We start from the raw sequence: 16116 nt of genomic DNA, 5'->3' as shown, positions 1-16116 counted from the left end.
AGGGAATTGGAAACAGGCCCTCGATGACGTTAATGCATGCGAAAGGCGTCGTCGCCTTGCACGACTAGCCAGCGAGAGCCCAAAGAAAGCGAATCCGTTTCTTGGATGCTGCCGTCGGGCCACGTGATCGTGAATTGGCATGGCTCGCTCGAGTTGCCCACGCCCCATCGCACGACTCGCTCGCTACTGCACAGATAGCCGTCGCCGGATGTCACCCATGCAACACGCTCGAAGGAACGATCGGAAAAGAGGTCGCCGAACGCTCCGCGGTCGGAATGATCGACCGCGGAGCGTTCGACCACAACTTCAGACAGTAATTTTCCGCTCGTTCCTAACCCATTGCGGTGTAGGGTCACACGGGCTCCAACGGCATCCCGCGCCGATGCACGCCCCACAAGCTGCAACTCGATCCAGTGGTTCGGGGTATCGGTGTGATTGACGAGGACTGCGACGGGTTCGGTTTGATGAGTCACTCCCACATCGATGAGACCATCGCGATTCACGTCAAAGGTCCATAGGCCTCGGCCGAAATGCATTTTTTGCATGTAGCCTTCCGCTTGATCGATTTCGATCGGCACGTACTCCAGAGTGGAATCAAGCCCAAACAGCTGGACCGGTTGCGTCTGAATGATGGGTTCATTGGTGACTTCGTCTGCGACGTATGTATCCACATTGCCATTGCCAACCAACAACTCCGCCAAACTATTATTGTCAAAGTCCGCGGCCACGGTGCCAAAGCCCACCATCGGCAAGGTGCTGGAAACTAAGTTTTTCTGGGCGGTGTTGTCCTTCCATGTTCCTCCTGATTGCTGCTCATACAATGTGTTGTATTCACCCGAGAAGTTCGTGACATAGAAATCGACACGCCGATCAAGATTCAAATCGCCCACCGCAATCCCCATCGACCCCTGCGCCAACGAGCGGTCGTTTGAGGCCAAACCACGCGTGATCCCTGTTTCCAATAACCGCAGGGAGTCGGTGGGTCCCTGGGCACTCCAAAAATGGTTCTCGGTCTGGTCGTTTGCGATGTAGATATCCAGCCCAGGCAGTTCATCAAACGATCCCACCACCACGCCCAGCCCTCGTCCGGCCATTCGCGGAATCGCGTCCCAATGCGATGTTTGATCGACCAGATCTCCCGTTGCGTTGGTTCGATAAAATCGATCCTGATCGGCGGGAAACACGACTGGCGTGCACGATCGCTCAAAGCCGTCTGTTTCATACGTACAGTCGAATGTGGTGATGTTGTCGCCGTAACAATAGTTCAGCACGATCGCATCCGAGATTCCATCGCGATCGATGTCCGCGATCGCACCGGAGGTCGACCATTGTTGATTTCCGTTCTCCCCCAGCCGATCCGTGGCGTCGCTGAACGTGCCATCGCCATTGTTGATATACAAACGATTCCGACCAAAGTTCAGCACCAGCAGATCTGCAAATCCATCCTCGTTGATGTCTCCGACCGCAACTCCCTGGGCAAACCCAGTTTCTCCCACCCCGGTTGCTAGCGTGGTGTTGATAAATCGACCGCCTTGATTTCGCATCAGTGCGTTGGGGTCCGAGTCGGCCCGAGACGGTGTGCCACCAGCGGCGAGGAGATACAAGTCGGGCCAGCCATCGAGGTCATAGTCGATCACCCCCGCACCGCAGCCGAGAGTCTCGTGCAACTTGGTGTCCTTCGTGCTGGGATCGCGGCGCGTCCAGCCTGAGAAATCGAGACCCCGCTGATGCGCTTCATCTCGCAATTCGATCGGCGCTCTCGCTGCCATGAAGGCGGCAAGCGTGGAGCGGTGCGTTTGAATATCCGCTCCGTCACTCGCGATGTCTGCTGTCGATGCGACGGGCATCCGCAGCTCGGAGAGATCAAGCCGCAGTGCCGGTTGGTCGCTGGTTTGTTGCCATGGAGTCGACCGACTCATTTTGGCGACGATCGACTGACGTGCTCGAGTCGTCTGCTCGGACGCCGATTCTTGCATACTGATTGCCAGGGCGGCCCAGGCCTCGGCCTCCCAAAGCCGCCCCAACCCCTTCAGCGATTCAGCAATATCGATCGCTTGCAGTGGGGACGTGCGGTGCAATTGATCAAAACGTTCGACCAGTCGATCGAGCTCGTTTAGTTTCGCGCTGCGCTGGTAAACAGCGTCCACATCCATCGAATCGAGCTCCGCAACACCGTCCGCGGCGCGAAGCACACCGGCCAGTTTGGACCAAGCCTCGGTGACGTTGGCATCAACACGGGTAGCTTCCCAGTACGCCCGGCCGGCCTGTTCGAGTTGCCCCCGTGATCGCGCGAGGTCGCCCATCGCGATCCAATAGTCCGGATAACGATCTGCCGCTGCCGAATCACCGCCGACCAATGTCTCAAGTGTTTCAAATTGGCTCGATGCCGCCAGCACTCGGGCTTTTAAAGCGATGGAAATCGCCGAATCGGGATGTTGCTCGAGGATCTGGTCCAACAGATCCACGGACGCCGAATATTTTCCTTGATCGAACAATTTTTTGGCGCGGCCGAGCCAGGGGCGCTGATCGCTCGGATTGCGCGCAACCATCTCATCGAGCGGCCCCCAATCGAACGAGCGCCTCGGCATGCTGGACAAAGATACCAATAAATCCGCGTCGAACCGCCGGTTGCGGACCAATACTTGCGCATGAGGCAATGCGGCCAGCCGGTCCTCAGTACCGATGTAAAAATCGAAAAGCCAACGCCTGAGTTGGAAGTGCTGTGGATGCGACACAACCGCTTGCTCGAGCAGTTCGATGCCGTCATATAGCTTTCCGACACCAATCAGTGCGACGACCGTTTGCAGACAGCGTTCCTCGCTCTGGAACGACTCGGCAACACAGGCATCACGGAGCAAGTCAGCGGCTAGGCCGGGCTGCTCCGCAAAAAAAGCGACCCGTGCGACTTCCGACATCAGCTCAGGGTCGCCGGGATGCTGCAGAAGCACCGCGTTGGAATGTTCAATCGCTTGCTGCCAATTACCGTGGCTGGCCGCAGCTTGCATTTCCGCGAGCGAATCGAGATCCGCTCGCGGAGTGGTTTTCCGCTGAACAGGTGACACCTGTGGATTGCAACCTGCAAAGCCCAGGGCGGCAATCCACAAGCACGTCCATGCAACCCAGACAGACACCTGATCTTGGTTCGTCATCGTTTCTCGTTCGTGACAGCTCAAATCGAAATAACTGAAAATCGCCGATCACGAATACGACTCGCCAACCGGATTACTTTTTGGCGTTGGGATCGCCTTTCGCAAAACCGGCGTTCATCGCGGCCTCTTGCGCTTCAATTTCCTGATTGTACGCATCGATCGCCTCCTGCGAGGCATTCTCAGCGACATTCTGAGGCGCTCGGCCACCACAGCCAATCATGGCAGGGACAAGACAGCAGACAAAAAGAAAGTTAAGAGAGTACTTCACTCGATGGTTTCCTTCATGGAAGGGGATCAAAACTGATAAAGAAGACTGAAATGGCAGAAGACCTTTCAGTCTGATAACGAAATGGTCATCGCCGCCACAGGAAGCTAAAAATCTCCTACCTGTTCGTTTGCAGCACGTGTCCCGAGAGCTCCCCAGAGCCCATACGGGCTCTGCGATCCCGGGGCATTGTTATTCGCCCCGGTCCCCCCATAGATCACCATTGGATTCTGGCGATTACCTGCTTCGATCGAATCGGTGATGAACTTGACTCCACCATCACCCATCAGCACATGGACGCCTCCTTGGTGACGACTCGACGCGGGCGAGGTAGCGTTGCCGACGGCACCATTGCCATCACCACAGTTTTCACCGTTGGGCGGCAAGATGGTATAGAAACCCGTGAACGTCGTTCCGCGGTCAGCCCATCGAAATCCACGCCCTTCGGTGGACCCGCCAATCTGGCCCGATGTCAGCGTCTGTAACCAGTATTGGGGCCGGGTCGGATCGATCCACCCCGCCGTATCTCGACAATAACTCGGGTTGGCCAGGATCTCGGGACCGCCCGCGGAAACCTTTGTATAGGCCGTACGATTGTCCTTGTCACCCAAGTCCGTAGCGATCTCGCCCGCTGCAATCGTATTGGAGAGTCCATCTAAGATATCCCGGAATTTCATGCTTGCGAACATCATGAAGGGACCTCGCTGAGAGACTCTCGCGTCGCGGTTATAGCCGGTTTCGGCGGGATAGATCGATCCTGGCCGAAGGGCACCACCGCTCCAAGTATCAATTTCAACCCCGCGTCCCGAGAACATGCGATGCGTCGAGTCGCCTAAACAGGCGGCATAGTTTGTCCGTCCTAACGCGGGCAACCCGACTCCCGGATCACTGGGGCAACGGAGTGTCGGGATATCGGTCGCCCAGGGGGCAAAATTGATGTTCTGAGGTGTCGGCCCCATGGGCGGAAAGTCGCCATCACCGATCCAATCGACCGTCCCATTCTTGTTCACATCCGTTGGATTGGAGATCTGCTCCCAAAGTGCTTGCTGCTCGACAAACGGTGTCAAGGCAACGAGCATACTGAGCCGCCAATTGCTGCCCTGCGTGCTACTCGCATACCAGTTCAATCTGGCGCTCGGCTCACGTCCAATGCCATGGATCGGCATCTGGTTGAAGGCGGCATGGTAATTATGCATCCCCAGCCCAATCTGCTTGAAATTATTACTACAGCTCATCCGCCGAGCCGCCTCACGGGCCGCTTGAACGGCGGGCAACAGCAACCCCACCAACACTCCGATGATTGCGATGACAACCAACAACTCGACTAGCGTGAAGCCAGCGTGACCTTTTTTCGACATGAGGCACCTTTAGACAGGAGGAACAATATGAATTCCGCGTGCTCAAGCGGAGAACCGTAGGCATGTGGTCAAATCGCTCGCCAAGGCTAACGGAGGAACAAGGCAGCTAAAACGGACACTAACTGCGAACAATGCGACAAAGGCGATCGTAGGGGCTCGTCAACCCTCCGTCAATCTTTTTTGGGCGTTGATCCTGCATTTCCAGAGGGGGTATTTGCCGAAATTGCCCTCAAACACGACGTTTTACCTATTTCTGGGGTCTATACATTTTCGTATTTTCTCATGCGCACGCCACTCATCTGTTCAGTGCACGCGATCTCACCGTCGTACGGCCTATCGCGACTCGAGGCGGCGTGATGCACCTCCATCGGATCTCACGCAGCGGTGGGTTGGGGGCTTCGAAATGTCATCGCGAAAACGCCCGCGATCGCCTTAGCATCGCGTCATCAACAAGTGACGAATGCTCTCATAGCGACGTCGCTGGAGCGTCGAATCCCACGCGCTGCCGAGCGTACCTACGTCCGTTTTTCTTCACACGATGCTGAGTGGCCGCTCTCGAACGATTACACTCAATCAGAGCCGGAGATCACAACTCATCCATGGCACAGATCGGGATGCTATTCTGCAGACGAGAAATGTGAACGAACGGCGGATGCAACGACTGCATCGACGCAGCATCCACCCAAGCTAACTTCAGAGAGAAATTTGGAATGAGCATTCCCCGCCTGTCGCCGCTGCGCATCGCGATCGTCCTATGCTGCGTTTTTTCAAACCTGTCGAGCGATCGTGTGTTGGCGCAGGGGCGATTGCCTGCGTCTCCCATCGCAGGGGAGCCTGACACGTTCGCCCCGCCGCCAACATCAATCCCCGGCGGCTTCGGTTCAGACTTTTTCGAACCGATGGCACCGATCGCGATGCCGCCCTTGAGCATCCCGGCGGGGATGCGAGGCAAAACCGAACGGCCCGCCGTACCGACGGCCGACGACGTGCCCGCCCCGTCGGGCGGGCTGGAGGTTCGGTTCGGCAAACTCTACCATCCGAACAATGAACGGCTCGCCGTCCGTGACGATGAAGGCAACCGTGTCGTTGCCCGGTATCACGTCGGCAGCGGCGAGTCACGCATTGTGATGATGCCCGATGGTCGATTGGAAGCCTACGAAACGCAGCTCACCACGCCCACCGACGATCCGTTCGTGCCGATGTCGGTGGACGAAATCAGAGACCGCTGGCTAGCCGATGAACGCTTGTCGAAGCTCGGCATGAAATCAATCCAGAGCCAGAGGTTTCTGTTTCTTTACAACACCAGTGAGCCATTCATTCGAGCCACTCGCACGATTCTGGAAACCATGTACCCCGCGGTTCGCAAGTATTTTCAGCGGACTAAAATTGAAACCCACGAGCCCGAGTTCCCGCTCGTGGTGATCGCGTTCGCCACCGACGATCAATTTCAGGAATTCAAACGCATGCCCGAGGGCGTTGTGGCGTACTACGATAGCACCCTCAACAGCGTGTCGATGTATGAGCAATCGCGACTCAATCTTGTCGCGCCCCAGGTCGCGATCATGAATTCGATTTCCACCGTCGCCCATGAGGGCGTGCATCAAATATTGCACAACATCGGTGTCCAGCAACGGTTGTCGCGATGGCCGATGTGGCTCAGTGAGGGTCTGCCGGAATTCTTCGCACCCACTTCAACCAATGCCGGTGCGAAGTGGAAAGGGCTCGGGGCACCCAATGATCTCCGGATGAAAGAGATTGTCGATGACGTCAAACAGGGCCAACGACTGGGCAGTGGCACCAACCTGGCACGACTCGTCCAGCTCGACGCCTTCGATTCCAGAGAGTACGCGTATTCATGGGGCGTGATCCACTGGATGGCACGAAAGCACCGCGAAGAACTCTTTGCGTGCATTCGAGCGGCCTCGCAACGGCAGCCGCTCGAATACCTCGCCGAGAGAACCGACGACGATAGGAACGATGGTGGAGCGAAACCGGAGACGCCGCTGTTCGAGGAGCACCTCGGCACAAGCTACGCCGCCATGGAACGAGACCTGTCCACACACCTGTCCTCGCTACACTGGACGGACCCCGTGGAAAACCAGATCCACTACCTGGTGGTTTCGGGCAGCCAAGTCACGCTGACTTCGTCGCCCGACACCGTCCAAAGGTTACGAAAGTCCACCCTGCCGCTGCGCACTTTCCGAGTCCAAAGCTTCCCCAACCGAACTTCGGCCATGCGTGCCATGCAGGCGATCACTCGTTGACCCGTGTCCCTCTGGCGTTTTACTTCTGATAGCTGGGGGCCTCGTATCATCGTGAAGAATTCATCGCAGAGGCGGGGAGACACAACATAGCACCTGAGGGACATAGCATCTTCTCAATAAGCTTGCTGCTCGTAGCAAAATCAGTTTTCCCGCTCCGATGGGGAAGTCAAAATCCTTCAAGAAGTGCTGTGTCCCTCTGGCGTTTCCATGAAGAATTCAACGCAGAGGCGGGGAGACGCAACGACGCAGAGAAATCCCATCAAGGCCTCTAATTCTCTCGCTTCTCTGCGTCTCCCCGACTCTCGCGTCTCTGCGTTCATTTTCGTCACAATGACCGCGGTGGGGACTCGACCTGAGGGACATAGCGACCTGAGGGACATAGCACCTTCTCAAGAAACTTGATGCTCGTAGCAAAATCAGCTTTTCCGCTCCGATGGGGAGGTCAAAATCCTCGAAGAAGTGCTGTGTCCCTCAGTCGTGTTCGAAGAAGTGCTGTGTCCCTCAGTCGTGTTCCCCATCAAACTGAAAATTGTCGACGGTGATGTGGCCCCAGCCGGTTGCGGATTGATCGACGATCTTTAGATACAACTTCTTGCCAGCGTAGGGCGTCAGGTCCCACACGACCTTTTGCATCACTTGGCTGTTGATACCGCTCGCCTTTTTCAACTCCGTGCCGTCCTCGAGGCACAATGCCACGTAGGTATCCGGACCGCGGCCTCCACCGACTCGAAATGTCATCGGGCCGCCCGCAGGGACGAACCGAGGAGAAACGATGACACCCGTCTGACTGTCCATGCCTTTCACGGCGTTCACCGAAGGCTCCAGGGTGGTCAGGTAATACGTTCCCTGCTTGTTGTACTCGCCCAGGCCTCGAAAGAACGTGGAACGGCTTCCCAGTAGATGTCCGAATTTGCCTTCGATCACTTTCCACGGTGCCAGGTTCCCGGATTCGAAATCGAACGAAGCGCTTCGCTTACTCGGTGTTGCCGCTGACTTTGTGGCAGGGTTTCCCGCTGAAGAACGCCCCTCTTTTCCGGGACGCTGCCTCGTCTGCAGAGGTGCGTAGCTTCCAAGTAGTGTGCTGAGTTCCTGCACCACGTCTGGATAATCGTCGTGCACGTTTGCCGTTTGATTGACATCCGACGCCAAATCATAAAGTTGTGCGGGTGGTGCATCCTGTTTGATTTTTCCGTTTTCGATATCGCTGTTCACCGACCCCACAAAGCTAGCCGCGGGCGGTCCGGCGAAGGTGTGGTCGCCGGGATTCCGCCCGCCGAAACCGCCGCTGCCGCGAGCCGGAATGTACATCCAATTTCCTTTCCGCAGCGATAGATGCGTGCCTTTGTACGGGGCCAGAACCAGATGGTCGCGGATTGTTTGCTCCGGTTCCCCAGTGATGGCAGGCAGCACATTGATGCTGTCGGCTTGCTGGTCCTGGTCCAATATTTGTCCAGTGACTGCCGCAAACGTCGCCAGCATGTCGACATTGCCGATCAATTGGTGGGACACCGTTCCGGCTTTCACCTTGCCCGGCCAGCGCACGATCATGGGCACGCGGTGGCCACCTTCCCAAACGCCGAATTTGAAACCCAACAAGTCGCCATTTTGTCGATGCCCCGCCTCAAACGCCGCCTGCCCGCCGCGGTTGAACATGCCACCGTTGTCACTGGTAAAGATCACCAGCGTGTTGTCGCTCAGTCCGTTGTCGTGGAGACAAGAAAGAATTTCGCCGACGATCCAGTCCAGTTCATGGATGGAGTCGCCATAAAGTCCACACTTGCTCGTGTTCTGAAATTGCTTAGCGGGCGTAAAAGGATGGTGGATGTTCGTGGTTGCCAAGTACAGGAAGAACGGCTTGCCACCGCGTTCATTGATCCATTCGACCGATTTCTTCGCCAGAGTTGTCCCCACCTGATAGTCATTGAATCGTTTGTGCGCTTCCTTCGCCCCACCGAATTGATTTGGACTTCGCTGCGCAGCTTCCGGTGGAATGGGTGTGATCGGTGTGGCGTCTTGGAAATTTCGGCCGAGATGAACCAATGGGTCGTTGGGGTCACTGCCGACGATGCGATCGTTTTCAACAAAGACATACGGAGGTGCGCTGTTGACCACTGGCATTCCAAAGTAGTAGTCGAAGCCGAGAGCCTGCGGACCGGGGCTGAGCGGTTCCTGCCAGTCATTCTTTTGTTCCCCGAACCCGAGATGCCACTTTCCAAACGCCGCCGTGTCATAGCCGCTGGCCTTGAAAACATCCGCGATCGTCTGCTTGTCGGTGTCGATGATCAGTGGAGAAGTGACGGGCGCCGGCCCCCAAACTCCTTTGCCTCCATGGGCGCGAAAAGGATACTGGCCCGTCAGCAGCGCATACCGTGAGGGCGTACACACGGCCGAAACCGAATGGGCATCGGTGAACCGGCGTCCTTCGGTGGCGAGTCGATCAATATTGGGCGTTTGCACCTGGGTCGCACCATAGCACCCCAGATCACCGTAGCCCAGATCGTCGGCAAAGATCAAAACCACGTTGGGCGGAGTCTCCTCGCCGCGACAAAGCGGCATCCACCCTAGCGACAGAAGGATAGCAGCATAGGTAAATAGTGTTGAGTATTTCATCATGTTCCGTTGCGACAGAGTTGCCGCGATTGCCTTGCGGATGAAGGGCGAGTTTTTGCCCACGGTCGGTGGAAACATCTTATGGTTCCTGGTGAGTGATTAGCCAGTCATTCGGTATCTCATACAGCTGAATCTTTATCAGCGTTTCGCTGCCGCCCCGCTTCTAATCACCGATATGCATCGCCACGCGGTCGCCGGGAGGAAGGACATGCCGTCGCCAGAAGATCAGAGGAGCAGCAAGAGGGTGATTTTTAACCAGCACATTTTCATTGACTCGGCGCGCGGCGAATCGGGCTATCGATTGTTCTGCATGAAGAACTGCACCGTACGTTCGATAATCGCTTCCCGCGAGGGATCGATTTCCGCGTCGACCTTGCGCCAGTTGTGCCCCGCGTTATGGATGATCATGATCTCAACGGGTGCCTCAACTTCAGTTGCTTTCTGCTTCATGTAGTGAGCATGTTTGACCGGAATGGTCGTGTCTTTGTCACCCTGGATCATCAGCAGGGGCGGGCTGTCTTGGCGGAGGTAATTGACCGGACTGACTTCACGATAGCGAGCCAATTTGTCTGGCGACCCCGAATCGGAGTCGAGAATGCGAGCAGCAAACCGATCCTTGAAGTCAGCTCGGTCATCGTGGTTGAACAGTTCCATGTTTTCAAAATCACAGGGTCCGTACCAAGAGACGCCTGCCACCATTCGGTAGCGAACTTCGGCGAGCGCGGGATCTCCCTGTAATTGTTCAGGCGATGCCAGCAGGAGCATTTGTGCGAGATGGCCGCCTGCAGAATCTCCCATCACACAAATACGCAGCGGATCAATGTGCAACGCCTCACTGTGCTTTGCCAAATAGCGAATGGCGTCTTTGCAATCGATGACGCAATCACGCATCGCCACATTGCTGCCCTTTTTGGCCAACCGGTAGGTCACGGACGCTACCGCGAAACCTTCCTGGATCAACTGTTTAAAAACGGCGGCAAAAGATCCACTGGCGGCCTTGTATCGATTCCCAGCCGCCCATCCTCCACCGTGAGTAAACACAATCACCGGAGATTTTTCGGAACGTTTGGCCGTCGGGTGATACAGGTCCAGCTTGAGATCTCTTCCTGCTACCGTTTTGTAGACAATTTCCAGCTGGCGTTCTCCGCCAGTCTCTAAATACTTGGCTCCCTTGGGCGTCCGCGCAGCATTGGTCTGGCGCTGTGTTTCTTGAGCTGTGATTCCGCTGGTTGCTGTCACAGCCATCATGATGGCGACGATCGTTCGAATTTTCATTCTCTTGCATTCATTAGGGGCTGGCTCCGTCGTCGAGCGACAGAGTGACGTTGCTGTTGAGTTGGATCGTACGAGTCGGAAAATCTCTCCGGCGGGGACGCGAACCGTTCCTCACCCCGCATCATGACACGCATCGATAGCGTCTTGGGTCACTTGGGTATCCAACGCAACACCGTCTCCGATAGCGCGGGAGCTCTTAATGCCGATCCCCTTGGTATTGCTCGTGTCATTGCCGTCTGCAACCGCGTCTTGCACAGCACAGGCACCTGACAACGCGCCGCCCAGGCGAAACGTGATCGCAATCTGAAACGCTGGAAATGGTCGATTCATCGCTATTTCCAGTCGATGCTGGCGGTTCGGTTCTTGATATCCAGTTCCACCGAAGCGTGTTCAAACGCTCGCGAATAGCGAAAGCCGTCCTTCGTCGCCGGGCCGAGCGGCGGTCCAAGTGGACGATCGTATTCGGGAAACCAACGCATCCAGCGGTCGTTCTCGTTGGCCGAGTAACCCTCATGAATGCGGAAGTAGCTATGCTTTTCGGCGCAGACGAGAAAGATCGCCAGCGGATAGATCAGCCCAGCCCTGGCCTGCGCATCCGATGCAACGTTACTGTGACCTTCGTCGATGCCCAGACGACTGGTGTTCTTGACCGTGTTCCCGGGCGGTGCGAATCCGGTCGTTAATGCGATGATCTTGCCCTGGCGTGCCGCCTGCTGCACCGCGTCGATACCCTTGGCGACATAGTCCTCGTAGCTGACCCCGCCGACATTGTGAAAAAATCCTTCCAGGTATGATCCGTCGAAGTAATTGAGGTACTCCATCCCCGCGTTCTTAAACCGTGCACGAATAATATTGGCGAGCATCAATTTGCTCGGACCAATCGCTTCTCTGGTCTGCTTCATCAGTTCGTGATAGCCATCGATCGTCTGCATCTTCTTGCCAGCGCCGATCTGACCACGCAGGTACTGTGGCTCCAGGGCTTTGATGTTTCCATCCAGAAAGATGCCGTCGATGGCCGGGTCGCTCGTCATTCGACTGCACGCCTGTGCCCACCAGTTGCGCACATTCGCATTAGAAAGATCGTAGGCTTGGACCCGGTTACGAACGAGCTTTGTGGATCCATTGCGATCGCGGAGCAACGCCCCAGGAATTCGCTCAAGCTGTTCGTCCGCTTCATACCCACCGTAATGCACGATCACGTTGCGGTAATAAAGAATCGTGGTCTTCGGATTGATACCCTTGACCGCTCGCGCCGCAGCGAGTGTTCCCGCCTCGACGGTGCCGTGGTCCTTCTGACCGTTGGCTTTTTCAAACGTGATCAATGGGAACTTGGCCAGGAATTTGATTTCGTCATCGGTGTACGATGTGTCTTTCCGGACATGCATGTACAACGGAATGCGATCCCAGGAAAACTCCGGGAGTCGCGTCTGGGACTCTCCCTGACTGGGTGTGATGCCGGGATGCGTAGATTGAGCCCGTGAGGAATCGGCGCAAACGGCAGAAGCAAGGAAGAGCAACAGGGTCAGCGGCAGGATTTTGTACATACTGTTTTTAACCTGAGGGCGAATCGTCCAACATCGATGTGTTAAAAAAACGACGAAACTTCGGCATCTCGTTTCACGGGCGAGTCCGACCGGCGGTCTCGGCCTGCAGCACGCCCAACACGGGCGTGAGAGTCCCCGATAATGAAGGAACGAGCGGAAACTAAGTGGCCGAACGCTCCGCGGTCGGAACGGTCGACCGCGGAGCGTTCGGCCACAGTCTCAGGCAGTAATTTCCCGCTCATTCCTAATCCCGGTTTTCTTGCCGCAACGCAGTATACCCAATGTAAGGAACGAGCGGAAAATAAGTGGCCGAACGCTCCGCGGTCGGAATGGTCGACCGCGGAGCGTTCGGCCACAATCTCAGACAGTAAATTTCCGCTCATTCCAAAGTTCAACAATGGGTATCTACGCTAATTCCGTCCGATCCTGGACCTCACTGAAAAATCGGAATGGTGCGAGTAGATTGTCCTTCATCCTCGGGCCGCCGCCTGTGGCCTGGCACAGCAGGATGGTCGTATCGTCCACGGTTAAATTCTGCGGATTCAACGAGGTGATCCGCTCAACCAATGCGGGTATGAGCCCCGCCGGATTACCAGCTGGCAAATCAGAAACCAGTTGCAAGACACCCTCGCAGCCGAGTTGTTGGCCATGAGCGTCCTCTGCTTCGGTAATCGCGTCACTGAAGCTGAGTACCAGATCGCCAGGGTGCAGGGTTATGTGATGTTGAAAATAGGCTGCCTGATCACTGACCCCCAGTGGTATGTCTGAGAAGACGTCTGCATGATCTTCGCGATCGGATAGTTCAGTCCAGCACTGGTCCGCCGAGCGGCGCAATAGCGGCGGTGGGTGGCCTGCGTTGCATAGTGAGTAGCTGCCCGTCGGTGCGAAAAAAGTACTGACCAATGCGGTGGCAAATTCACCTTGAACATTGAGCTTTGCAAACTGCTCGTTCATTCCCGCGACGAAGCGTGATTGGCTGATGAAATTGACATTGCGGCGCATCAGGTCGCGAAGTTCGAGGGCGATCGCTGAGACTTCCTCGCCGTGGCCGCTGACGTCAGCCAGCAGCATCCTTGAAATACGCCCCGATGCGCAGGAAGAGAGGAAGTAGACATCACCCCCAGAATCAGAGCCGGCAAGCGGCATGGAATATGCCCAGATCCGCAATCCTGCCATCTCAATACTGCGATCGGCAGCTCGATTGCCGCCCCAAACTTCCATGCACTTCATCCGCTCGGTTTCGGTTGCATTCATCGGTTCACCTTGGGGTCAGTACATGTTGTTGAATGTCTATCCAATTCTTCCTACCGCGATTCTAGCAGCTCGCTTCGTACTTCATCGGGGATTTTCGTTCGAAGCGATTAGATGGGGGACAGGCAGGAATAGTTGCTGTGTCGCTTCTGATAGGTGGGTGACCTCGCATCGTCGTGAAGAATTCAGCGCAGAGACGGGGAGTCGCAAGGACGCAGAGAAATCCGATTGCGGCCTCTGATTCTTTCGCTTCGCTGCGCCTCCCCGACTCTCGCGCCTCTGCGTTCATTTTCGTCGCAAAGCACGAACTGAGGGACACAGCACCTTCTCAAGAAACTTGATGCACGCACCAAAATCGTTTTCTCTGCTCCGATGGGAAAATCAAAATTTCAGAAGAGGTGATGTGCCCCTATGGCGTGTCGGTGTCCCTATGGCGTGTCGCTTCTGATAGGTGGGCGGCCGTATCGTCGTGAAGAATTCAACGCAGAGACGGGGAGTCGCAAGGACGCAGAGAAATCCGATTGCGGCCTCTGATTCTTTCGCTTCTCTGCGCCTCCCCGACTCTCGCGCCTTTGCGTTCATTTTCGTCGCAATGACCGCGGTGGGGACTCGACCTGAGGGACACGAAGGCGCATGAGGGACACAGCACCTCCCGAAGTACGTTTCCGTCGGACGAGCTAAAAAATCAGCGAGATGATCGGTGGCGGCATTCTGCGGAGAGCGGATGGAACTCAAATCGGTGCAAAATACGCCGTAGCCCAGGCTCCAAATTGGTTGCCCCTCTTTCTCTGCCCCTCTTCCACGGCAGGGCAATAAAAAAACCTCACCTACAATCTGCAGGTGAGGTTTGTAATCACAATCGTTGACGCAGAAGCGACTACAAAGAGGCGCCTGTTTCGTTCGATGCGCGAGTACCCAATGCACCCCATAGCCCAAAGGGGCTTTGCGAACCGGCGGGTAGACGTACGCCACCTTCACCGACATGTGGACTCGACGAATTACCAGCTTCGATCGAATCAGTAACAAACTTGACGGCTCCGTCGCCCATTAATACGTGGCAACCACCTTGATGTCGACTGCTTGGTGGCATAACCCCAGTATTAAATGAATGGGTCTGCATACAAAGTTCGTTATTTGGAGGAAGAATGGTATTCACGGCTCCATGCAACCCGCGGTCCAATGCCCATTTCATACCGCGACGATCTTCGGGAACCGCAATTTCACCAGCAAAGTTTGCTGTCGACAACCAAAAGCTCGGCCGAGTTGGATCGATCGAAGGCCGACAGGCAATCGATCCGCCCGCAACGGTAGGATCCGTGGTTAGCTGAACACCACGTGTACGAACATCATTGTCTCCCAAGTCGGACGCGATTTCACCCGCACAAATCGTGTTGGAGAGTCCATCCAATACATCGCGGAACCTTGATTTTTCTCGCGACACGAAGAATCCGCGACAACCCGCTTTCGCCGCAATCGATCGAGCCGTTGTCAATCGACCCTGGTCGTCTTCAGGACCTTGGTTGTAATAGGCGGAGTCTCCGGTACAGGCAGCGTAATTATGACGTCCCTGGCCCGGTATCCCTTGGCCAGGATCGCTGGGGCAACGAAGTCCAGGTATTTCGGTCAGAAACGGGGCGTAGGGTGAAGCTGCGTGGGTATTCAGAGTACGACGGGGGTTGGGTCCCATAGCCGCAAAATCAATCGTGCCGTCATTATTCCAATCCAACGGATTGCTAATTTGGTTCCACAGAGCCTGCTGTTCCACAAACGGCAACAACCCGACCAGCCAACTCAACTCATTGTTGTTGTTGTTGTTGACATTATTGCCGGACACTAGACCCGGCGTGCCACCGTTGACTTTGGGCAACTGGTCGAAAGCAGAGTGATAATTGTGAATCCCCAAGCCGATTTGCTTGAAATTATTACTGCAACTCATCCGCCTTGCTGCTTCACGAGCAGCCTGGACGGCAGGCAATAACAGGCCCACTAAAACACCGATAATTGCGATCACGACAAGCAATTCAACCAATGTGAACGCCTGCCTCCGTTTCATACTTAACATTCAAGTAACTTTTTAAAATAGAAAAAACAAGGAAAACAATCCGCGATCAAATGCATCACGGTGCCGACGGCGATAACCTCAAAAAAGAGACGCTCACATTTTGAAGTTCTACGAAATCGTTCAATCTGGATTCGAACCTTCCGGAGTTGGGTTTTCCGCAGCGTAAGTAGCGAGCTCGTCCTGTTCGGTAACGACATTCGGGCCACCCGATCCGCCACATCCAATGACGAATGCAAGCAAAAGAACAGAAAAGACTAACAACCCAGGAATTCGCATTTGAAATCAATTTTTCGATATGAGGTAGAGAAAACGTGCGTAACAAATTCTGGTGTTTTTAC

General features: G+C 55.6%; 10 protein-coding genes. 1 reads left to right on the top strand and 9 read right to left on the bottom strand.

The window, feature by feature from the left end; genetic code table 11:
- Window positions 1–29 precede the first annotated feature (29 nt).
- The 3 genes from SH410x_RS11085 to SH410x_RS11075 all read right to left on the bottom strand — a co-directional run bounded on the left by SH410x_RS11085 (window position 30) and on the right by SH410x_RS11075 (window position 4772).
- Window positions 30–3149 (bottom strand): FG-GAP-like repeat-containing protein, encoded by a 3120-nt coding sequence (locus SH410x_RS11085; protein WP_473676564.1) that lies wholly within the window; start codon window positions 3147–3149, stop codon window positions 30–32.
- Window positions 3150–3222: 73 nt separating this feature from the next.
- Window positions 3223–3417, bottom strand: a complete 195-nt coding sequence (locus SH410x_RS11080; RefSeq protein ID WP_473676563.1) for a hypothetical protein — start codon at window positions 3415–3417, stop codon at window positions 3223–3225.
- Between the two features lie 104 nt (window positions 3418–3521).
- The gene (locus SH410x_RS11075) at window positions 3522–4772 is read right to left on the bottom strand and encodes a DUF1559 family PulG-like putative transporter (RefSeq protein ID WP_473676562.1); all 1251 of its coding nucleotides are present in this window, start codon (window positions 4770–4772) and stop codon (window positions 3522–3524) included.
- Between the two features lie 710 nt (window positions 4773–5482).
- On the opposite strand from SH410x_RS11075, the gene SH410x_RS11070 reads away from it, so the two are divergent.
- Window positions 5483–7036, top strand: a complete 1554-nt coding sequence (locus tag SH410x_RS11070) for a DUF1570 domain-containing protein (protein ID WP_473676561.1) — start codon at window positions 5483–5485, stop codon at window positions 7034–7036.
- A 501-nt stretch (window positions 7037–7537) separates the two neighbouring features.
- On the opposite strand, the gene SH410x_RS11065 is transcribed toward SH410x_RS11070, so the two are convergent.
- The 6 genes from SH410x_RS11065 to SH410x_RS11040 all read right to left on the bottom strand — a co-directional run bounded on the left by SH410x_RS11065 (window position 7538) and on the right by SH410x_RS11040 (window position 15778).
- Complete coding sequence (locus tag SH410x_RS11065; RefSeq protein ID WP_473677295.1) at window positions 7538–9592, bottom strand: sulfatase family protein; 2055 nt, start codon at window positions 9590–9592, stop codon at window positions 7538–7540.
- 348 nt (window positions 9593–9940) lie between these two features.
- A complete protein-coding gene (locus tag SH410x_RS11060) occupies window positions 9941–10921 on the bottom strand; it encodes an alpha/beta hydrolase fold domain-containing protein (protein ID WP_473676560.1) in 981 nt (326 codons plus the stop codon).
- Between the two features lie 111 nt (window positions 10922–11032).
- Complete coding sequence (locus tag SH410x_RS11055; protein WP_473676559.1) at window positions 11033–11251, bottom strand: hypothetical protein; 219 nt, start codon at window positions 11249–11251, stop codon at window positions 11033–11035.
- Window positions 11252–11253: 2 nt separating this feature from the next.
- Window positions 11254–12465, bottom strand: coding sequence for a putative glycoside hydrolase (locus SH410x_RS11050; protein WP_473676558.1), 1212 nt, complete (start codon window positions 12463–12465; stop codon window positions 11254–11256).
- A 405-nt stretch (window positions 12466–12870) separates the two neighbouring features.
- Window positions 12871–13719 carry a PP2C family protein-serine/threonine phosphatase gene (locus SH410x_RS11045; protein WP_473676557.1) on the bottom strand — a complete coding sequence of 283 codons (849 nt, stop codon included), beginning with the start codon at window positions 13717–13719 and terminating at the stop codon, window positions 12871–12873.
- Between the two features lie 874 nt (window positions 13720–14593).
- Window positions 14594–15778 carry a DUF1559 family PulG-like putative transporter gene (locus tag SH410x_RS11040; RefSeq protein ID WP_473676556.1) on the bottom strand — a complete coding sequence of 395 codons (1185 nt, stop codon included), beginning with the start codon at window positions 15776–15778 and terminating at the stop codon, window positions 14594–14596.
- Window positions 15779–16116 lie beyond the last annotated feature (338 nt).

Source organism: Rhodopirellula sp. SH410 (assembly GCF_055811895.1).
The sequence above is the reverse complement of the archived record's forward strand: the minus strand, read 5'-3'. Positions and strand labels throughout refer to the sequence as shown.

Excerpts from the sequence above, each read along its gene's own strand:
- SH410x_RS11085 (WP_473676564.1), bottom strand. The coding sequence starts at position 3,149 with ATGACGAACCAAGATCAGGTGTCTGTCTGGGTTGCATGGACGTGCTTG.
- SH410x_RS11075 (WP_473676562.1), bottom strand. The coding sequence starts at position 4,772 with ATGTCGAAAAAAGGTCACGCTGGCTTCACGCTAGTCGAGTTGTTGGTT.
- SH410x_RS11070 (WP_473676561.1), top strand. The coding sequence starts at position 5,483 with ATGAGCATTCCCCGCCTGTCGCCGCTGCGCATCGCGATCGTCCTATGC.
- SH410x_RS11065 (WP_473677295.1), bottom strand. The coding sequence starts at position 9,592 with ATGCCGCTTTGTCGCGGCGAGGAGACTCCGCCCAACGTGGTTTTGATC.
- SH410x_RS11060 (WP_473676560.1), bottom strand. The coding sequence starts at position 10,921 with ATGAAAATTCGAACGATCGTCGCCATCATGATGGCTGTGACAGCAACC.
- SH410x_RS11055 (WP_473676559.1), bottom strand. The coding sequence starts at position 11,251 with ATGAATCGACCATTTCCAGCGTTTCAGATTGCGATCACGTTTCGCCTG.
- SH410x_RS11050 (WP_473676558.1), bottom strand. The coding sequence starts at position 12,465 with ATGTACAAAATCCTGCCGCTGACCCTGTTGCTCTTCCTTGCTTCTGCC.
- SH410x_RS11045 (WP_473676557.1), bottom strand. The coding sequence starts at position 13,719 with ATGAATGCAACCGAAACCGAGCGGATGAAGTGCATGGAAGTTTGGGGC.
- SH410x_RS11040 (WP_473676556.1), bottom strand. The coding sequence starts at position 15,778 with ATGTTAAGTATGAAACGGAGGCAGGCGTTCACATTGGTTGAATTGCTT.